This window comes from Pseudomonas boreofloridensis, from assembly GCF_030580795.1.
GTDB classification, from domain to species: Bacteria; Pseudomonadota; Gammaproteobacteria; order Pseudomonadales; family Pseudomonadaceae; genus Aquipseudomonas; species Aquipseudomonas boreofloridensis.
Genome location: NZ_JAUQOQ010000034.1, coordinates 1 through 20274 on the forward strand (window position 1 = coordinate 1; position 20274 = coordinate 20274).

The following is a 20274-nucleotide window of genomic DNA, read 5'->3' on the forward strand; positions in this document are numbered from 1 at the left end:
TGACCAGTTGCGCACCGGTCTGCAACGGCCAGAAGAACTCCCACACCGACACATCGAAGCTGAACGGGGTTTTCTGCAAGACCACGTCTTCGGCGCCCAGGCCGTAGGCGTCCTGGGTCCACAGCAGGCGGTTGACCACGCCACGGTGCTCGTTCATCACGCCTTTGGGCAGGCCAGTGGAGCCCGAGGTGTAGATCACGTAGGCCAGGTGTTCAGGCGTCAGCCCTGCTACCTCGGGATTGTCGCAGGGCAATTCGCGCCAAATAGGCTGATCGAGGTCGAGCAGCGGCACATCGAATTCAGCCAACAGTTCACGGGTGGCAGCATGGCCCAGCACTGCCGTGGGCGCGCTGTCGGTCAGCATGTGGCGGATGCGCTCGACCGGATAATCCGGATCGACCGGCACGTACGCGCCGCCGGCTTTGAGAATCGCCAGCAAGCCGACCACCATCGACAGCCCCCGCTCGACGCAGATCGCCACGCGGTCGTCCGGTCTGACGCCCAGGGCCATCAGGTGATGCGCCAATCGGTTGGCCTCGGCGTTGAGTTCGCCATAGCTCAGTGCCGCCTGCTCGGCGCGCACGGCGATGCGCGCCGGCGTGCGCAACGCTTGCGCCTCGAACAGGCCATGGACCGTCTGCGCCAAGTCGTAATCCACCACCGTGTCGTTGAACTCGACCAGCAAGCGCCGACGCTCGTGCGGCTCCAGCACCTGAAGCTGCGCCAGCGGCGATTCCGGTCGTTGCTCCAAGGCATCGGCCAGCTCACCCAGCACCTGCTGCAACTGCCCGCACACCCGCGCAGCGCCCACCACCGGCAGCACCTGCACGGTCAGGCGCAGATCGTCGCCCAGGTCGTCGACATTGAGGCTCAACGGGTAGTTGGTACGCTCTTCGCTGGCCAAGGTCTCGATACCCTGCCACGCCGCACGCTGACGCTCGCTTTCGGCAGCGCTGGCGCTGTGGCGGTAGTTGAGCATGGCGCTGAACAGCGGCAAGGGTGCCTGCACACCGCTGCAACGCTGGGCCAGGGCCAGCGAGGCATGCTCATGGGTCATCAGCGCACTCAACTGCGCATGGGTCGCCCGCACGCCGTCACGCACATTCAACCCAGCCAGGTCCAGGCGCAGCGGCAAGGTGTTGATGAACATGCCCAGGCCGTGGCCGCTACCAGCGCCGCCCTGCATGCGCCCCAGCAGCACGGTGCCGAACACCACGCGCTCGCGGCCACTGGCGCACCCCAGCACACGCGCCCAGGCCAGGTGCAACAGGCTGGCGGTGCTCACGCCCAACTGGCGCGCCGGGCTGCGCAAGCGCAGGCTCAAGCTCGGCTCCAGCAGCACCTGAGCCTGCTCGATCTGCCCGGCATCGGCCTGGATATCACGCAGACCGAACGGCAAGGTGGGCTCGTCGATATCGCCCAGTTGCCCGCGGAAGAAGGCTTCGTGCTCGGCCTCACTGACGCCCAGGCGCGCCTGGGCCACGTAGTTGCGGTAGGGCACCGCCGGCTCGGTTGGCTCAGGCAGGCCGTGCAGGTAGCCGAGCAATTCGGCGCGTACCACGTCCAGCGCCGTGTGGTCGAGGATCAGGTGGTGGAACTGCAGGCGCGCCTGCACTCCATCGGGCGTGCGGCGGTACAACAGGCGCAGCAGCGGCGGCCGGTCCAGGGCCAAGGTGTCGAAGCGCGCGTCTGGCGTGGCGTCGAGGTCGATCAGCGGCAGTTCGGCATGGCGCCAGACCACCTGCAACGGCTGTGGCAATCCGTCCCAGAGCACGGCAGTGCGCAGGATGTCGTGGCGGGCGATGACCTGCGCCAAGGCACCGGCGAACGCCTGCAAGCGCGCCAGGCTGTCGAACCTCAACTGCGAGTGCAGCAGGTAGGGATCGGCGCCCTTGGCACTCAGATGGTGGTAGAGAATGCCTTCCTGCAACGGCGCCAGGGGGTAGATGTCCTGCACATTGGCCGCCCCGCCCGGCACGTTGGCCAGCACGCGGTCGAGGGTGGCCTGGTCCAGTTCGACCAGGCTGAGTAGGTCCGGTGTGATCCGCGTGCACTCGGCGCCAATCCGATTGGCCGGCACCTGCACTTCGCGGCTCTGGCCCAGCGCTGCGCTCAGCGCCGCCACGCTCGGTTGGCTGAACAGCAGCCGGACATCGGCCTCCAGCCCCTGCTGGCGCAGGCGCTCGATCAAACTGACGGCCAGCAGCGAATGGCCGCCCAGCTCGAAGAAGTTGGCGTGCCGCCCTACCCGCTCCAAGCCCAGCAGCTCGGCCCACACCGCGGCCATGCGCTGTTCGATCTCACCCTGCGGCGCCTCGTAGGCCGCCACCGGCAGGTCGGCCGGGTCCGGTGCAGGCAACGCTTTGCGGTCGAGCTTGCCGTGTGCGGTCAACGGCAAAGCCTCCAGGCGCATGAAGGCCAGAGGCAGCAGGTGCGCGGGCAGGCTCATACGCAGCGCCTGACGCAGGGCATCGGCCGAAGCATCGCCGGTGTACCACGCCAGCAACTGCTCGCCACGCACCAGCACCACGGCATCGGCCACGCCCGGCTGGGCGGCCAGCGCCGCTTCGATCTCGCCCAGCTCGACGCGCACGCCGCGAATCTTCACCTGGTCATCGTTGCGTCCGAGGTAGTCGAGGGTGCCATCGGCGTTCCAGCGCACCAGGTCACCACTGCGGTACATGCGCGCACCGACCTCGTTGCTGAACGGATCGGCGAGGAAGCGCTCGTCAGTCATCTGCACACGGTTCAGGTAGCCCCGCGCGACGCCGGCCCCGGCAATGTACAGCTCGCCCGTGGCGCCCACGGGGACCAGTTGCCGCCGCCCATCGAGCACGTAGACGCGGGTGTTGGCGATGGCCGCGCCGATGTGCAGCGGCGCGCCGACCTGCACCTGGCCGGAGGTGGCGACCACCGTCGTTTCGGTGGGGCCGTAGTTGTTGACCACGGCAAAGCCCGGATCGCGCTCGAACTGACGCAGGCGGTCGCCGCCGATCAGCAGCGTGCGCAGACTCACCGGGTGGCGCTGGCGGCGCAGCGCCTGTTCGGCCACCGGCGTGGGCAGGAAGCTGACCTGCAGCGGCTGCGCGGCCCACCAGTCGAGCAAGGCATCCACCTGTTCGTTGGCCACCTCAGCCGGCGGCAGGTGCAGCACCGCCCCGGCGCACAGCGCCGGCCAGACTTCCCAGGCCAGCGCGTCGAAGCCGAAACCGGCGACGCTCGAGGTGTGGGTGCCGGTTTCTACGGCGAAGGCCTCGCAATGCCAGTGCACCAGGTTGGCCAGGGTGCGGTGCTCGACCATCACGCCCTTGGGCTGGCCGGTGGAACCTGAGGTGTACACCACATAGGCCAGCGCCGAGGCGTCAAGACCGGCCACCTGCGGGTCGTGCTCGGCGACCCCGGAAAAGTCCTCACGGTCCAGATCCAGGCGCGCGACGGCCTGCGGCAGGTCCGAATGACTCGACTCGGCCAGCACCAGGGCCGGGGCGCTGTCTTCGAGCAGGTAGGCGATGCGTTCGGCCGGGTACTGCGGGTCCACCGGCACATAGGCGGCGCCGGTCTTGAGCACCGCCAGCAGGGCCACCAGACGCTGCGGCGTGCGCGGCAGGCACAAGGCGACCCGGTCGCCTGGGACTACGCCGCGTCCGATCAAGTGATGGGCCAGGCGGTTGGCCGCGCGGTTGAGTGCCTCAACGCTCAGCGTCGTGCTGCCCTGCACCACCGCCAGGGCCTGTGGGCTCTGCGCCGCGCGGGCTTCGACCAGCGCGTGGACGGTTGCGCCCTGCGGATAGGCCCGTGGCGTCGGGTTGAAATCCACCAGAAGGTGGCGGCGTTCCTCGCTGTCGAGCAGCGACAGTTCATCCACGCGTGCACCCGGTGCCCGTTCCAGAGCTTGCAGCAGTTGCGCCACGGTGTTGGCCATCCACTGTGCGACCCGCTCGGCACCGATCTCGGCCAGGGTCAGCACGCTGAAGGTGAAGCCCTCGCCGCGATCGTCGACGCTCAGGGTCAACGGATAGTTGCTGCGCTCCTCACCGCCGAGCAGGCGCACGCCCTGCCAGATACCCTGGCCGTCACGCGGGGTGTCGGCGGCGCTGTGGCGGTAGTTGAGCAAGGCGCTGAACAGCGGCTGTCCGGCCGGCACGCCGCTGCAGCGCTGGGCCTGGGCCAATGAGGCCTGCTCGTGGCCGAGCAGCGCCGAGAGCCGCGCATGGGTGGCGCGCACCGCCTCGGCCACGCCGAGCTGGGTGTCGATGCGCAGCGGCAAGGTGTTGATGAACACCCCCAGCGCCCGGTCGGCGCCTTCACCACCCTGCAGGCGGCCCATGAGCACGGTGCCGAACACCACCTCGCTGCGGTTGGCCAGCACGCCGATCAGACGCGCCCAGGCCAGGTGCATCAGGCTCGCGGCACTCACGCCGAGCGACCGCGCCTGTTCACGCAGGCGCAGCGCATGCTCGGCATCCAAGGTCAGGTGGGCCTCTTCGATGCCGTGGCCTTCGCCCTGCACGTCGTGCTGGCCGAACGGCAGGGTCGGCTCGTCGATATCACCGAGCATGTCGCGGAAGAACGCGTCTGCGGCGGCCGTGTCATTGCCCAAACGCGCTTGCGCCACGTAGTTACGGTAAGGCACCGGCGTACTCAGGCGGCTCGCATCGCCGCACAGCAGCGCGTGCATTTCCGCGCCGACCACGTCCATGGCGGTGTGATCCAGCGCCAGGTGATGGAACAGCAGGATCGCCACCACTTCGCCGTGGGCCGGGTCGTGGCTGTAGACCAGGCGCATCAGCGGCGCACGGGCCAGGTCCAGGCGCTGCTGACGGGCATCGAAGCGCGCCTGCAACTGATCGATCACCGCGCCCTGGCCCTCGCACGCCACTTCGCTGACCTGCAGCGACGCCTGGCGCCAGACCACCTGCACAGGCTGGTCCAGACCCTCCCAGACCAGCGAGGTGCGCAGGATGTCATGGCGGTCGATCACCTGCTGCAAGGCCGCCGCCCAGGTCTGCAAGCGTTCGAGGCTGTCGAAGGCCAGGCGTGATTGCAGCAGGTAGGGGTCGCCCTGGGCGGCGCTCAGGTGGTGATAGAGAATGCCTTCCTGCAACGGCGCCAGCGGGTAGATCTCCTGCACGTTGGCTGCACCCCCGGGCACGGTCGCGACGATGGCGTCGATGGCCGCCTGGTCCAGTTGCACCAGGCTGAGCATCGCCGGGGTGATCTGCTGGGCGGTGGCGGGCACGCGGTTGTCCGGCACCTGCACCTCGCGCCCACTGCCGACCGCTGCGGCCAGCGCCGCCAGGGTCGGCTGGGCGAACAGCACGCGCACGTCGGCGGCAAGGCCCGCCACGCGCATGCGCTCGATCAGGTTCACCGCCAGCAGCGAGTGTCCGCCGAGCTCGAAGAAATGATCGAAGCGACCGACCTGTTCCACCTTCAGCACCTCGGCCCAGATCGCCGCCAGTTGCCGCTCCACCTCGCCCAGGGGCGCGACGAACTGGCGGCTGACCACGGCGCTGTGGTCCGGTGCCGGCAGGGCCTGGCGGTCGAGCTTGCCATTGGCGGTCAGCGGCCACTGCGCGACCTGCACATAGGCCGAGGGCAGCATGTAGTCGGGCAGTTGCCCCTGCAGTTGCGCGTGCAACTCGGCCAAGGCGGGTGCCTGGCCGGCCGCGCTGAACCAGGCCACCAGGCGTTTGTCGCCTGGGGTGTCCTCGCGCACCCGCACCACCGCGTCCTGCACCCCGGCGCAGGCCGCCAGGCGCGCTTCGATCTCACCCAGCTCGATGCGGAAACCGCGCAGCTTGACCTGCTGGTCGTTGCGCCCCAGGTAGCGCAAGGTGCCGTCGGCCTGCCAACTGACCAAGTCGCCGCTGCGGTACATGCGTGCCTGCGGCGCGTGGCTGAACGGGTCGTCGAAGAAGCGTTCGGCGGTCAGGACCGGCTGGTTCAGATAGCCCAGGGCGACCCCGTCGCCGCCGATGTACAGCTCGCCGACCGCGCCCACCGGCAGCGGCTGACGCCGGGCATCGAGCACGTAGCAGCGGGTGTTGCCGATCGGGCGACCAATCGGGATCGCGCCCTCGCCCACGCTGCGTATCTCGTGGGTGGTGGTGAAGGTGGTGGCCTCGGTTGGGCCGTAGCCGTTGAGCAGGTGTGCCGGGGCGCCGTCACGCAGCACCTGGGCGATCACCTGGGGATTGAGCACATCGCCGCCGACCATCAGGTAGCGCAGCCCGACGAAGGCCGGCAACAACTGGGCGGCGTATTGATGGAACAGTCCGGCGGTCAGCCAGAGTACGGTGACGCCCTGGTCGTGCAGCGCTTGGCCCAAGGCCTGGTGCGACAGCACCTGATGCTGATCGATGACCACCACGCAGCCGCCGTTGAGCAGCGGTGCCCACACCTCCAGGGTGCTGGCGTCGAAAGCCGGGTTGGACGCGAAGGCCACCCGGTCGCTGGCCTGGAAGTCGGCAAAGCCGTTGTCGATCACCAAGCGCACCACGGCCCGATGGGGCACCAGCACGCCTTTGGGCAGGCCGGTGGAGCCGGAGGTGTACATGACGTAGGCCGGCGCGCCAGCGTCCACCACGAGGTCCAGGGCATGCGCCGGGTAGGCGTCCAGCGCCAGGGCGTCGAGCTCGACTCGGGTGGCGTGGCCCAGCGCGGGCTGGTCGGCATGGGTCAACAGCACTTGGGCACGGCTGTCCTGGACCATGAAGGTCTGGCGCTCGACCGGGGCGTTGGCGTCCAGCGGGACGTAGACCGCACCGCAACTGCTCACCGCCAGTTGACTGGCCAGCAGATCGACGCTACGCGGCAGCAGCAAGGCCACCCGGTGCCCAGGGCGCACGCCCAGTTCCAGCAGGTGGCGAGCCAGGCGATTGGCGTGCTCGGCCAGCTCGGCATAGGTCCACCGGCGCTGGCCATGGATCACCGCCACGGCCTCGGGGGTCTGCGCAGCGCGGGCCTGGAACAGGGCATGCAGCGGCTGATCGCGTGGGTAGTCGCGGGCGGTGGCGTTGAAGCCTTGCAACACCTGCTCACGGGCTTGATCAGACAGGCACGAGAGGTCGTGCAGCGGGCGTTGCGGCGATTGCTCCAGGGCCTCGACCAACTGGCTCAAGGCACTGTCCAGCAGCGCACACACCTGCCCGCCATCGACCTGCGGCACCGCCTGCACGGTGAAGGCCAGGCCCTGACCGAGGTCATCGACGTTGACCACCAGCGGGTAGTTGCTGCGCTCACGCGAGGCCAGCAGCTCGATGCCTGACCAGCCCAGGCCATCGCCAGCGACCTTGGCGGCGCTGTGACGGAAATTCAGCAGGCTGGTGAACAGCGCCTGGGTGGCCGGCACACCGCTGCAACGCTGGGCCAGCGCCAGCGAAGCCTGTTCGCGACCGAGCAATCGGGCCAGGCGTTGGTGGGTGCGGCGCACCCCTTCGGCAGCGCCCACGGCATCGACGCTGACGCGCAGCGGCAAGGTGTTGATGAACATGCCCAGCGCGCGGTCGGCGCCGGCACCGCCTTGCAGGCGACCGAGCAGCACAGTGCCGAACACCACCTCGGACTGGCCGCTGAGCTGCGCCAGCACCTGCCCCCAGGCCTGATGCACCAGGCTGGCGATGCTCACTCCCAGGCTGCGCGCCTGGACGCGCAGGCGCCCGGCCACGGTCGGGTCGAGGCTGTGCTGGCTGTCGACCACCTCGACGCCGTTGCCCTGCACATCGCGCAGGCCGAAGACCTCGGTGGGTTCGTCGATATCGCCGAGCAGCTCGCGGAACAGCGCTTCATCGGCGCCAGGATCGGCATCCAGGCGGGCACGCGCCACGTAATTGCGGTACGGCACGCTGTCCAGCCGCAGCGGCTGGCCCTGCAAGGCCGCACCGACTTCGGCCACCAGCAGCTCGACGGCAGTATGGTCGAGCAGGATATGGTGCAGCAGCAGGGTCGCTTGCAGACGCTCGCCTTCGCGGTGCGGCAGCAGGTGCATCAGCGGCGCGCGGGTGAGGTCCAGGCGGTGCAGGTCGGCCGTCTCGCTCAGGGCCAGAGGCGCCTCGCGGTGCACCACCTGAACCGGCTCGGGCAGGCCTTCCCAGTGCAGGCTGGTGCGCAGGATGTCATGGCGAGCGATGACCCGGTTCAAGGCCTCGAGGAAGTCGTGCAGGTGCGCCGGTTCGTCGAAGGCGAAGCGTGCCCGCAGGACGTAGGGGTCGGCCCCGGTGCTGGCCAGGTGGTGATAGAGGATGCCCTGTTGCAGCGGCGCCAGGCCGTAGATGTCCTGGACGTTGGCGGCGCCACCCGGGAGCCGGGCGATCAGTGCATCCAGCGCCGGCTGGTCGAGGTCGGCTAGGCTGAGCATGTCCGCTTCGACCTGCGTGCAGCCGGCCGGAATGCGATTGACCGGGACCGCCGTCGGCCGCTCGGCACTCACCGCCGCTGCCAGTGCGGCCAACGTCGGCTGGCCGAACAGGACGCGCACGTCGGCGGCCAGTTCCTGTTGGCGCATGCGCTCGACCAGCTTGACCGCCAGCAGCGAATGTCCACCCAGTTCGAAGAAGTTGTCGTGCCGGCCGATGCGCTCGACGCCCAGCAGATCCTGCCACAGCGCGGCGATGCGCTGCTCCACCTCGCCGTGCGGCGCCTCGAAGGCGCGCCGGGCGAAGGCGTCGCCGTCGGGCTCGGGCAAGGCCTTGCGGTCGAGCTTGCCGTTGGCGGTGAGGGGGAATGCCTCCAATTGCACGAAGGCCGCCGGCACCATGTAGTCGGCCAGGTGCTGGAGCAGGCCGTCACGCAGGTCGGCGGCCTCGGGCGCGGCGCCCTCGGCGGCCAGCCAGTAGGCGATCAGCCGCGGCTCGCCGGCGCTGTCAGGACGAGCGATCACCACCGCCTCGCGCACGCCGGCGCACGCCGCCAGGCGCGCTTCGATCTCGCCCAGCTCGATGCGGAAACCGCGAATCTTCACTTGGTCGTCGTTGCGTCCGAGGTAGTCCAGGCTGCCATCGTCGACCCAACGTGCCAGGTCACCGGTGCGGTACACACGTCCGCCCGGGTTGAACGGGTCGGCGATGAAACGCTCGGCATTCAGCGCCTCGCGGTTCAAGTAGCCGCGCGCGACACCGGCCCCGCCCACGTACAGCTCGCCGACCACCCCGACCGGCACGGGTTGGCGCTGGGCGTCCAGCACATACACCTGCAGGTCGGGGATGCGCTCGCCGATCGGGCTCACGCCCACCCGTTGCGCATCGGCGGCCTGTAAAGGACGGTAGGTGACGTGCACCGTGGTTTCGGTGATGCCGTACATGTTCACCAGGCGTGTGCCGGCGTTGCCGATGCGCGCGTACCACGGCTTGAGCAGCCCAGGCTCGAGCGCTTCGCCGCCGAAGATCACCTGGCGCAGGGAATGCTGCAGCGCGCTGCGGCCCTGGGCGGCGATCAATTGACGGAAGGCACTGGGGGTCTGGTTGAGTACGCTCACGCCGCTGCGGCAGAGCAAGGCATAACACTCGTCCGGTGAACGGCTGACACGCTGCGGCACCATCAGCAGACGCCCACCGTAGGCCAGCGCGCCCCAGATTTCCCAGACCGAGAAGTCGAAGGCGAACGAGTGGAACAGCGCCCAGGTATCCAGACGGTTGAAGTCGAACCAGGACTCGGTGGCGCTGAACAGCCGGGCCATGTTGCCATGCTCGACCATCACCCCTTTGGGCAGGCCGGTGGAGCCGGAGGTGTAGATGACGTAGGCCAGGTGCGAGGGCAGCAGACCGGCGCGTGCCGGGTTATGGGTGGGTTGTTGCGACAGCTGTGGGTCGTTCAGGTCGATCAGCGGGGCGTCGAGGCTGCCCAGCAGCGCCAGGCAGTCGTGCTCGCCGAGCACCGCGCGCGGGGCGCTGTCCTTCAGGGTGAACGCGATGCGCTCGGCAGGATAGGCCGGGTCGATGGGCACGTAGCCAGCGCCGGCCTTGAGCACGCCCAGCAGGCCGACCAGCATGCCCAGGCCACGCTCGACGCAGATCGCCACCCGGTCGTCCAGACCGATGCCGAGTGCGATCAGGCGATGGGCGAGCTGGTTGGCGCGTTCGTTGAGCTCGGCGTAACTCAGGCTCTGCTGCTCGAAGATCACGGCGGTGTCTTGCGGGCGCGAACGGGCATGGGCCTCGAAGCGCTGATGCAGCAGCGGCGTCTGGGCGAACGCGGGCACTGGCGGATTGAGGCCGTGCAGCAGGTGCTCGCGCTCGTGCGGCGGCAGGATGTCGAGGCTGTCGAGCCGTGCCTGGGGCGCGTGTTCCAGGGCCTGCACCACCTGCTCCAGCGCACGCCCCAGGTAGCCGGCCACACGCGCAGCACCCAGGCCGCAGCCGACCAGCGCGGTGATGCGCAGGTCTTGGCCGAGATCATCGAGGTTGAGCGTCAGCGGATAGTTAGTGCGCTCTTCGGCGCCCAGCACCTGGATGCCCGGCGCGATGTCGATGACATCGGCCGCGTCGCCCGCCTCGCTGTGCCGGTAGTTGAACACCGTGTTGAACAGCGGCGCAGGTGCCGCCACACCGCTGCACCGCTGGGCCAGGGCCAGGGGCGCCTGTTCCTGGCCGAGTACGCCGGTCAGGGCTCTGTGAGTGGCCTGCAGGGCGTCACGTACGCTGACCGCGCCCACGTCGATGCGCAGCGGCAAGGTGTTGATGAACATGCCGAGCGCCTGCTCGCCGCCCTCGCCGGCTTCCATTCGCCCAAGCAGCACGGTGCCGAACACCACCGAGTCATTGCCCGACAGTGCGCCGAGCACACGACCCAGGCCCAGGTGAGCGATAGCCGCCGGGCTCACGCCCAATTGCCGGGCCTGGGTACGCAGGCGCGCGCTCAGGTCACGGTCCAGGGTCAAGCGGGCGTCCTGCACCGGGCTGTCGTCGAGTTCGGCCGCGCCGAAGGCCAGGGTCGGTGTATCGATATCGGCCAGCATGGCCTTGAAGAAGGCTTCGTGGGCGGGCACGTCCAGGGCCTGGCGCGCCTGCGCCAGCAAGTTGCGAAACGGCACTGGCGGCCCGAGGCGCTCGGCCTCGCCGGCCAGGCAGGCGGCGATCTCGCGACGGACGATGTCCAGCCCGGTGTGGTCCATCACCGTGTGGTGGAACAGCAGCAGCGCGACCACTTCGGCGCCCGCGCCTTGGGCGTGAACCAGGCGCAGCAAGGGCGCCTGGCGCAGGTCGAAACGGTAGTGATGGCTGTCGTGCAGCGCGCGCAGTTGCGCCAGCGGCTCGCCCTGACCGGCCAGTTGCAGCGCTTCGCGGTGCAGCGGCGCACGCCGCCAGACCACCTGCAGCGGCTCGTCCAGGCGCTCCCAGAACAGTGAGGTACGCAAGATGTCGTGACGTTCGATCACCCAGTCCAGGGCCTGGGCGAAGGCCTCCAGGTGTGCCGGGTCGGCAAAGCGCAGCTGGGCCTGCAACAGGTAGGGATCGCCGGCTTCGGCGCGCAAGTGATGGTAGAGCATGCCCTCCTGCAGCGGCGCCAGGGGATAGATGTCCTGCACGTTGGCAGCACCACCCGGGATGCTGGCGACGATGCGGTCGATGGAAGGCTGGTCCAACGCCACCAACGGCAGCATGGCCGGGGTGATCTTGAACGCCGGGCTCAACCAGTCGTCGTCATGGGCGGCGAGCATCTCCAGCAGCGCCGGCTTGTGCGCGGCCAGTGCATCCCACAGGGAATCGTCGAGGCTGTCGTCGTCACCGTCGACGATGAGGTCCTGATCATCGCGCTGAAGTCGGATCGCACGGGTGGAAAGCACTGCCATCAGTTCGCTGAAGCGCATGGTTAAGCATCCTGCCTTTGCCAGTCGGAAATCGGCAAAGCTAGAGGATCGGGCGCGCAAGGGCTGACAGGGGAAGCGGGGACAAAGGCAGGTCAGCCCCCGCGAGAGGCCGTTTTGCGGGCCTTGCGCAGGGGCAGAAGGGGCATGATCGCCGGGGCCCAGGCCCTGCAACGATCATGGCGGGGCGTCAGTGAAGGGGGATGAGTCGTTCGCGCTGCGCGGGGGTGAGGTCTTCGATCGAGGCGATGCTCAAGTCAGCGCTGGCGGCGGCCGAAGCGTGCGGGCGACGCTGGCCCTCCAGCTCCACCGTGACGTCCTGGGGCAGCTTGTACATCGCGCCGGTGAGCGGGTCGACGATCAGCATGCCGATGACCCCGCCCAGCAGGATGTTGCCCCAGTACCAGCCGCTGATTGTCGAGTCGAGTTCGACCCTGTGATCGGCGAACCCCTCACGGCGGAACGTAGTGAGGATCTCGTTCCTTCCTGCCAAGAGGTAGGCCGTTTCCATACAGCAGCCTGCCGAAGCGCCATTGAGGCAATTTGCCATCAGTCATTCTCTTGTCATCTGCCTGTCTTAATTTCGAGCCCCCCGGCCCATGGAACTTGGATGACGTGAAGCGCCCTCTCCTCTCGCCCGCAGGGCTGCTGCCCCTGCTGCTGCTGATCTTGTGCGGTGTCATCCTGGCGTTTCTGTGGGGCCTGCATGCGGCTCAGAGGGCCGCCGCCCGGAATGACGCCCTGGCGGCCAAGGCGGCCGAACACCTGAACCTGGCCAACATCGTCGGCGAAAGCCTGCGCCAACTGGTCGACCGTGCCCAGGCGGTGAGTCGGGTCAGCCGCAACGACCTGCTCGGCGCGCGCCAAGGCAGCCTGAGCCTGGCGCGGCTGTTGGCCGAAGACCCGGTGTTCAAGCGCATGAGCCTGTACGACCGCCAGGGCCGTCTGGTCGCCGCCAGTCACAGCGACGAGATGCCGCGTCTGTCGGACGACTGGCTCGACCAACTTCGCCAGCACGTGTCGCGCCATGGCTTCAAGCCGTTCATGCCGAGCACGCCGGTACACGCGACGACACCCACCCTGCCCAACTGGCGACTGCCTTTTCTGCTGCCGCTGACCGACCTGCGTGGCCGGGAAGTCGACAGCGTCCTGGTGGTGCAATTGGACGTCGGCTACCTGGCGATGCTGTTCCAGCACATCGACCTGGGCCGCAGCGGCATGCTGCGCCTGCTCCAGGCCGATGGCCGCGAGCGGGTGCGCATCGACGGCAGCGGCGTGGTGGTAGCCGGCGAAACCCTGGCGCCGGAGTTGCCCGACAGCGAAGGCGAATCCGGCCAGTTCACCCAGTACAGCTACGAGGGCAGCTTCCAGAGCCTGTACCGGCGCGTGGCCGAGCGCGGTTTCAGCGTCGTGGTGAGCCAGCGCCAGGACGAGATCCTCGCCCCGACCACCCTCGCCTACCACCGCCAGTTCTGGCTGAACCTGTGCATGACCGTGCTGATCCTCGGCGGCCTGGCCTGGGGGCTGCGCCTGCTGCGCAAGCGCCAGGACGCCTTTACCGAACTGGAGCAGGCGCAGCAGGTGAACCAGGAATTGATCGGTCGCCTGGAAGAGGCCCACCGGCGCAGCAGCCATGCCGCCGCCACCGATCACCTCAGCGGCTTGCACAACCGTCGCCAGTTCGTCGAAGTGGCGGCCCAGGCACTGGCCCGACAGCGCGGGCGCCGGCGCCTGACTGCGGTGCTGTTCATCGACATGGACCGCTTCAAGTCGATCAACGATTCACTGGGCCACAAGATCGGCGACCTGCTGCTGCAGGCGGTGGCCGGGCGGATCCAGCGCCTGCTCGAGCCAGAAGACGAAGCGTCGCGCTTTGGCGGCGACGAGTTCGTGGTGCTGCTGGCCGGCAACCGCAGCGAAGAACAAATCGATGCCTGGGTGCGGGCGCTGGTGGCCAAGCTCTCGGCCACTTATGCCCTGGATGGCAAGGAGGTCAATACCAGCCCGAGCATCGGCGTCAGCATCGCCCCGCGTGATAGCCAGGAGGTCGACAGCCTGATCCGCTGCGCGGACGCGGCAATGTATTCGGCCAAGCAGGCCGGCCGCGCCCAGTACCGCTTCTTCGACCCGTCGCTGAACCTGCCCGACATCCAGGCCTTCACCCTCGAACAAGCCTTGGGCAGTGCCCTGGCCGAACGCCAGTTCGTGCTCCACTACCAACCGCAGGTGCGCCTGGACACCTTGCAGGTGCAGGGTTACGAGGCGCTGGTGCGCTGGGACCATCCGGAATTCGGGCTGCTCTACCCGGACCGCTTCATCGGCATGGCCGAGCGCAGCGGCTTCATCGTCGAACTCGGCTGGGAGGTACTGCGCCTGGCCTGCGAAGAACTGGCTCGCTGGCACGCCGAGGGTCGCGAGACCCCCTTGGCGGTGAACGTCTCGGCACTGCAACTGCGCCAGGCGGATTTCAGCGAGCGCCTGCTGGCGCTGTTGACTGCGTACGGCATCGACAATCGCCACCTGGAACTGGAGATCACCGAGACCACCATCCTCGACCCTGAAGGCACGGCACTGGAGCACCTGCACCGCCTGCGCACGGCAGGCATCGGCATCAGCCTCGACGATTTCGGTCGCGGCTACGCCGGTTTCGCCCACCTGCAGGCCTTGCCGCTGTCGAAGCTGAAAATCGACCGCTCGCTGATCGCCCCGTTGTGCAACAGCCATGACGACAGCCCCATCGTCTCCTCGACGATCATCCTGGCCAAGCGCCTGGGGCTGGAGGTGGTGGCCGAAGGCGTGGAAACCCGCGAGCAGGTGCTGTACCTGAAATTGGCCGGCTGTGACATCGCCCAGGGCTATCACTTCAGCCGTCCGCTGTCGGCCGCGCAACTGCGCGACTACCCCCCTTTCAGCACGGTGCAGGTGGCCTGATGCGTATCCTCAAAGCATTCACCCTGCTGGCACTGCTGATGCTGCCGGTCACGCTGCTGGCCGACTGCCCGGAGCGAACGCTGCGCCTGGCAGTGATTCCGATGTACAGCGCCGAGCTCATGCTCGAACAGCACCAGCCGTTGCTGCAGCATTTGAGCGAGGTCACCGGGCTGCCGGTGGAGTTGGTGGTGGCGTCGTCCTATGAGGCGGTGGTCGATGCCATCGTCTCCGGCGGCGCCGACCTCGCCCGGCTGGGGCCCGCCGCCTACGTGCTGGCGCACAGACGCGATCCGCGCGTTGAGGCCTTCGCCACCTTCGCCCTCAAAGCCGGACCGTACACAGCGGCCGGCAGCCAGTATCAGTCGCTGCTGTTGACCCGTGCGGACGGGCCTGCGCAGTTCGCGCAGTTGCGCGGCAAACGGGTGGCCTTGAGCGATCCGGCCAGCACCTCCGGCAGCCTGGTGCCCAGCGTCGAGTTCGCCGGGCGCGTGAATACCCCGTTGCGCGACTACTTCGGTGCATTGGTCTACGCCGGCACCCACGACAAAGCGCTGGACGCCCTGCTCGAAGGACGGGTCGAAGCCGCGTTCGTGGCCAGTGAACGCGCCGATGCCTACCTGGCGCGCCATGCACTCAAGCCGGAAGCCTTCCAGGTGTTATGGCGCTCGGCGCCGATTCCCTACGATCCCTATGTGCTCAGCGCCCACCTGTGCCCGGCACTCAAAGCGCGGATCCGCCAGGCCATGCTTGCCGACCCGCAGGCACTGGCCGCCTTCGTCCGCTCGCAGGATGCCAGTGCGCTGGTGGTCATCGGCCCGGGGGCCTACACCGGCCTCGAACAGGTGATGGAACAAGCGCTGAAGGCCCGCTGACCGATTCAACTTTCCCGGCTCGGCGGCGTCGAAACAGCGACATCATGAATTTCCTGGAGGTTGCTCATGGCGATTCGCGCCACTTTGCTGGTTTCCTGCCTGACCCTGGCCCTGGCCGGCTGCGTGGGTTCACCGGACGACAAACCGCCGCCGCAGACCATGGCCGTGGATCTGCAGCAGTACCAGGGCAAATGGTACGAACTGGCGCGCCTGCCGATGTTCTTCCAGCGCAAGTGTGTGCAGTCGGAGGCCAACTATCGCCTGCGCAGCGACGGCCAGGTCGATGTGACCAACCGCTGCCGCGAAAAAGATGGCCAGTGGCAGGAGGCCACCGGCATCGCCCAGCTTCAACAGCCCGGGCAGACTGACAAGCTGTGGGTGCGCTTCGACAATTGGTTCAGCAAGCTGGCGCCCGATACTGCCAAGGGCCAGTACTGGGTGCTATACCACGATCCCGAGTACCGCGTGGCACTGGTCGGCCACCCCAACCGCGAGTACCTGTGGCTGCTGTCGCGCACGCCGACGGTCAGCGAGAACACCCGCAACCAGTTGCTGGAGGTGGCCCGCCAACGCGGCTACGACACCGACGAATTGATCTGGCGCGCGCCCGACTGAGGACTGCGCCTTACAGCAGGTCGTGGGTCACCTGGCCCACCGCCTGCACCACCCGCCGCGCGCCATCCTGGATCCCGCTGATGGCAGTGCCGGCCTGACCGGCCAAGGCCAGGCCGGCACTGGCCTGCTCGCGACTGCTTTCGATCTCGATCACGGCCTGGTCGGCCAGTTGCTGGTTACGCGCCACCACCGTGACGATTTCCTCGGTGGCGCTGCTGGTCCGCGCGGCCAACTGGCGTACTTCATCGGCCACCACGGCGAAGCCTCGTCCCTGCTCGCCAGCACGAGCGGCCTCGATGGCGGCGTTGAGCGCCAGCAAGTTGGTCTGCGAGGCGATGCTGCCGATGGTCTGCACGATCGAGCTGATCACCACCGACTGCTTGCCCAGTGCCTCGATGGTGGTGGACGCCGACTGCATTTGCCCCGCCACGGCCTGCATCGTGTTCACCGCCTCCTGAACCACTGCCGCGCCTTCGCGGGCACTGACGTCGGTGGTGCGCGACACATCCAGGGCCATTTCCGCGGCGCGGCGGATTTCTTGCTCCTTGCGCACCTGGTCGGTGACCACCGAGGCGTACTTGATCACCCGGATGATGTGACCCTCGGCGTTGTAGACCGGGTTGTAGCTGGCTTCGAGCCACACTTCCTGGCCATGACTGTCCAGGCGCCGGAAGCGTCCGGCGACGTAGCGCCCGCTGTTGAGGGTCTTCCAGAACTCGGCGTAGGCCGGCGAAGCGACTTCCTCGGCGCTGCAGAAGATCCGATGATGCTGGCCGACCAATTGACCGAGCGAATAGCCCATGGCGCTGAGGAACTGCTCGTTGGCGGTGAGGATGTTGCCGGCCAGGTCGAACTGGATGACCGCCGTGGAGCGGAACAACGCGTCGACGAACGCGCCGTTCTCGCGGTTCTTCTCGATCTGCACCGTGGTGTCGCTGCCAAAGCCTTGGATGTGGTCCAGTTGCCCGTCTGCATCGCGGACCGGCAACCAGGTCAGGCGCAGCCAGATGAGACCGCCTTGCGGGTTATGGAAGCGGTAGTCATCGGTCACCGGCTGAAAACGCGAGACCGACTCGTTGAAACGGCGATAGCACGGCAGCGTCGTGACGTAGCTGGGCACCAGGTCGATCAGGGGGCGTCCGATCAGCTTTTCCTTGGGCTGGCCGAGCGCAGCAGCGCACGCATCGTTGCAGGCGACGATGCGGCGCTCGGCATCCAGGCGCAAGGCCAGGGTGCCCTGTTCCAGTTGGTCCAGTACTTGGCGCAGGCGCCTGACCTCGGCTTCACTGGCCGCCAGCTGAGCTTTGACTTTGCGATCGAACATGAGGATACCTTGCGAACAGTGAGGGGGATGGGCACGCACGCATCCTGCAAGCCAGTCGGCTGGCGGCCCCAGGCCCCGGATGACGGGGGCTGGAGCTTCTTATTGGAGATGGGGTGCAGCATGCCATTAAAGACACAGCACCGCTATCAAAGTGCTATCGGCGCTGGAGAATATTTTAGTCGTCAATGGCCAGGCTGCGAGGCGGCCAATGGCGCCGTCTGCCGGGCTGGTTTATGGTGGCGCGATCACTGCGCCACAGCCTGCCCCGCCATGACCGACATCGAGCGCTACGTCCGCGCTGCCACCCGTGACAATACCCGCCGCAGCTATCAAGCCGCCGTCGAGCATTTCGAGGTGCACTGGGGCGGTTTCCTGCCCGCCACCGCCGACAGCATTGCCCGCTATTTGGCCGATCACGCCGGCCAGCATGCCGTCAGCACCTTGCGCCAGCGCCTCGCTGCGCTGAGCCAATGGCACCAGGCGCAAGGCTTTCCCGATCCGACCAAGGCGCCTTTGGTGCGACAGGTGCTGCGGGGCATCCGCACCCTGCACCCCACACTGCCACGCCAAGCCGCGCCCTTGCTGCTGCAGCACCTGCAGACGGCGGTGGATGGCTTCGAGGACGAGGCCCGCCAGGCCCAGGCACGGCACGATCTGCCTGCGCTGCTGCGGGCCCGACGCGACGCCGCCTTGCTGTTGCTCGGTTTCTGGCGCGGTTTTCGCGGCGACGAACTGGCGCGTCTGCGGGTCGAGCACATCCAGGCCGAGCCTGGGGTTGGCATCACGCTGTTCCTGCCCCGCAGCAAGGGCGATCGCGAAGCCCTCGGGGTGCACTACCGCACCCCGGCACTCAAAGCGCTGTGCCCGGTGGCGGCCTACCTGCAGTGGATCGAGGTGGCCGGTATTGCCCGAGGCCCGGTGTTTCGCAAGCTCGACCGCTGGGGTCACTTGGGCGAAACAGCGCTGCACAGCAACAGCCTGATCGGCCTGCTGCGGCGCATGCTCGAACGCGCTGGAGTGCCTGCGACGCTGTACACCGGGCACTCGTTGCGCCGCGGCTTCGCCACATGGGCGACGAGCAACGGCTGGGAGCTCAAGACGTTGATGAGCTACGTGGGCTGGAAAGATGCCAAGTCGGCGCTGCGTTACATCGAAGCCGGTCAGGCGTTCGGCGAGTTGGCGCTGCCGACGGCCAAGTACACGCCCCACGCGCTGCCTGACGCGGCGAAGTGAACGCCTGGCATCGCGCATCGTCTCAGCTCGAGCTAGCCTTCAAGCACCCCTTCTGCCCATCGAGCGTCCATGGCCTTTCATCGTCTGACCCGTTCCCATCCTCGCCTGACCCTCGGCACCCTGGCCGGCCTGCTCGGCGCCTGGCTGATCCCCGCCGACGACTGGACCCAACGCTTCCTGGCCGGCTGGAACGTCGGGGTCTGGCTGTACCTGACCCTGGTGCTCTGGCTGACCTGGCGGGCGACGCCGGACACGGTACAGCGGGTGGCCAATGTCGAAGACGAGAACGCGGGCCTGGTCCTGTTCACCGTCTCCATCGCCGCCATCGCCAGCCTGGCTGCGGTGACCTTGGAACTGGCCGCCAGCCGCGACCTGCATGGCAGTGCGCAGATGATGCATTACCTGTACACCGGCTTCACCGTGGCTGGCTCGTGGTTGCTGATCGGCTGCATCTTCAGCCTGCACTACGCGCGGCTGTTCTACCTCGACAGCGGCGATCAACCGCTGCTGCGCTTTGCCGACGGCGAGCGGCGACCGGACTACTGGGACTTCCACTATTTCGCATTCACCATCAGCGCGGCGGTGCAGACCTCCGATGTGGGCGTCGGCGGCCGGGCCATGCGCCGGGTGGTACTGGGGCACTCGTTGGTGGGGTTTGTCTTCAACACGGCGATTCTGGGGTTCACCATCAACATTGCGGCGGGGTTGCTGAGTTGACCGTCGGTCTGAAAGTGGCCTGAAGCTTGGCGGTGGGCGGGGGGCGCCCCGGTCGCGAACACCTGTGCTGGCGTGCTGTTGTGGCGTGGTGCTTGTCGGGCTGTTGGTGATGTCGATCACACGGGCTTCTAATTGTCATCAGGGCGGGAGGACACTGGTGTGGCAGCTGCTATGTTTAGTGTCTGCCGACTGCCTGGGTGGATGGATGAATCGCTCCTGGGCAGGGCTTTCGGGCTTCCGGTCGTGGAGGTTGGCATGAACAAGATGACGTTTCCCAATGCCTGCCAAGTGATGCGCTGGCATTTTCATCCTTTGGGTTTCGAGGCGAGCATGGATGCACCGCGGAGCATGGTCGCGCGGGTGTTCGATCGGGCTACCGGGGAGACGGTGCTGGCCATTGCCGGGATTCCTTGTACGGCGGTCATGGCGGCGGCGGATGTTGAGCGGATCATTGAGGCTGTCGAGGTGGAGTTGGAGGCTTTTAGTGTGGGGCGGGGGGTTGTTGGGTGGGTTTGAGCTGGGGGGAATATCAGGGTTTTGTGGGCGGGCCGATGTGGGCATATCCGGATTTTGGGGTGATGCTTAGTCACCTTTTCGCCCTTACGGCGACCCCCTTTTTTTCTTGGAAAAAAGGGGGGCAAAAACCGCTTGCTCCCGCATACGGCCCCTGCGCTGCGCGCAGGGGTTCCCTCGCGCCGGCGTCGCTCCGGGAGGACCGCGCTTAGGGGCCGTCCTGGCCCCAAGCGCTTGACGGGCATCCATGCCCGTCACCTCCCTGC

Annotated in this window: 9 protein-coding genes and 1 pseudogene; 6 read left to right on the plus strand and 4 right to left on the minus strand. The window is 67.7% G+C overall.

Annotation, left to right across the window (positions count from 1 at the left end):
* A partial coding sequence (locus Q6A47_RS22625) for a non-ribosomal peptide synthetase (protein WP_304485445.1) occupies nucleotides 1-11806 on the minus strand: 11806 nt, incomplete at its 3' end.
* A 187-nt stretch (nucleotides 11807-11993) separates the two neighbouring features.
* Nucleotides 11994-12314, minus strand: coding sequence for a hypothetical protein (locus tag Q6A47_RS22630; RefSeq protein WP_304485446.1), 321 nt, complete (start codon nucleotides 12312-12314; stop codon nucleotides 11994-11996).
* A 104-nt stretch (nucleotides 12315-12418) separates the two neighbouring features.
* On the opposite strand from Q6A47_RS22630, the gene Q6A47_RS22635 reads away from it, so the two are divergent.
* The 3 genes from Q6A47_RS22635 to Q6A47_RS22645 all read left to right on the plus strand — a co-directional run bounded on the left by Q6A47_RS22635 (nucleotide 12419) and on the right by Q6A47_RS22645 (nucleotide 16221).
* Nucleotides 12419-14734: a putative bifunctional diguanylate cyclase/phosphodiesterase gene (locus Q6A47_RS22635; protein WP_304485447.1), complete on the plus strand. Its 2316-nt coding sequence runs from the start codon at nucleotides 12419-12421 to the stop codon at nucleotides 14732-14734.
* Entirely contained in the window at nucleotides 14734-15606 is an 873-nt protein-coding gene (locus tag Q6A47_RS22640; RefSeq protein WP_029614174.1) for a phosphate/phosphite/phosphonate ABC transporter substrate-binding protein, read from the plus strand. The genes Q6A47_RS22635 and Q6A47_RS22640 overlap by 1 nt, the downstream gene beginning before the upstream one ends.
* Before the next feature lie 66 nt (nucleotides 15607-15672).
* Nucleotides 15673-16221, plus strand: a complete 549-nt coding sequence (locus Q6A47_RS22645; RefSeq protein ID WP_304485448.1) for a lipocalin family protein — start codon at nucleotides 15673-15675, stop codon at nucleotides 16219-16221.
* 10 nt (nucleotides 16222-16231) lie between these two features.
* Here Q6A47_RS22645 and Q6A47_RS23180 read toward each other — a convergent pair whose 3' ends face one another.
* On the minus strand, nucleotides 16232-16738 hold the full coding sequence (locus Q6A47_RS23180) for a methyl-accepting chemotaxis protein (RefSeq protein ID WP_369811592.1): 507 nt from the start codon (nucleotides 16736-16738) through the stop codon (nucleotides 16232-16234).
* A 30-nt stretch (nucleotides 16739-16768) separates the two neighbouring features.
* Nucleotides 16769-17545 (minus strand): annotated as a pseudogene (locus tag Q6A47_RS23185) (PAS domain-containing protein); the annotation flags it as partial.
* Nucleotides 17546-17815: 270 nt separating this feature from the next.
* Between Q6A47_RS23185 and Q6A47_RS22655 the strand changes: the two are divergent.
* The 3 genes from Q6A47_RS22655 (at nucleotide 17816) to Q6A47_RS22665 (ending at nucleotide 20011) form a co-directional block, all read left to right on the plus strand.
* Nucleotides 17816-18778, plus strand: coding sequence for a site-specific integrase (locus tag Q6A47_RS22655; RefSeq protein WP_304485450.1), 963 nt, complete (start codon nucleotides 17816-17818; stop codon nucleotides 18776-18778).
* A gap of 69 nt (nucleotides 18779-18847) precedes the next feature.
* Nucleotides 18848-19495, plus strand: a complete 648-nt coding sequence (locus tag Q6A47_RS22660) for a DUF1345 domain-containing protein (RefSeq protein WP_304485451.1) — start codon at nucleotides 18848-18850, stop codon at nucleotides 19493-19495.
* A gap of 255 nt (nucleotides 19496-19750) precedes the next feature.
* Complete coding sequence (locus Q6A47_RS22665) at nucleotides 19751-20011, plus strand: DUF1652 domain-containing protein (protein WP_029615193.1); 261 nt, start codon at nucleotides 19751-19753, stop codon at nucleotides 20009-20011.
* Nucleotides 20012-20274: the final 263 nt, after the last annotated feature.

What these genes read in the sequence shown, in the direction of transcription:
- Q6A47_RS22660 (WP_304485451.1), top strand. Translation starts at nt 18,848, where the DNA reads ATGGCCTTTCATCGTCTGACCCGTTCCCATCCTCGCCTGACCCTCGGC.
- Q6A47_RS22655 (WP_304485450.1), top strand. Translation starts at nt 17,816, where the DNA reads ATGACCGACATCGAGCGCTACGTCCGCGCTGCCACCCGTGACAATACC.
- Q6A47_RS23180 (WP_369811592.1), bottom strand. Translation starts at nt 16,738, where the DNA reads ATGGCCCTGGATGTGTCGCGCACCACCGACGTCAGTGCCCGCGAAGGC.
- Q6A47_RS22665 (WP_029615193.1), top strand. Translation starts at nt 19,751, where the DNA reads ATGAACAAGATGACGTTTCCCAATGCCTGCCAAGTGATGCGCTGGCAT.
- Q6A47_RS22630 (WP_304485446.1), bottom strand. Translation starts at nt 12,314, where the DNA reads ATGGAAACGGCCTACCTCTTGGCAGGAAGGAACGAGATCCTCACTACG.
- Q6A47_RS22640 (WP_029614174.1), top strand. Translation starts at nt 14,734, where the DNA reads ATGCGTATCCTCAAAGCATTCACCCTGCTGGCACTGCTGATGCTGCCG.
- Q6A47_RS22645 (WP_304485448.1), top strand. Translation starts at nt 15,673, where the DNA reads ATGGCGATTCGCGCCACTTTGCTGGTTTCCTGCCTGACCCTGGCCCTG.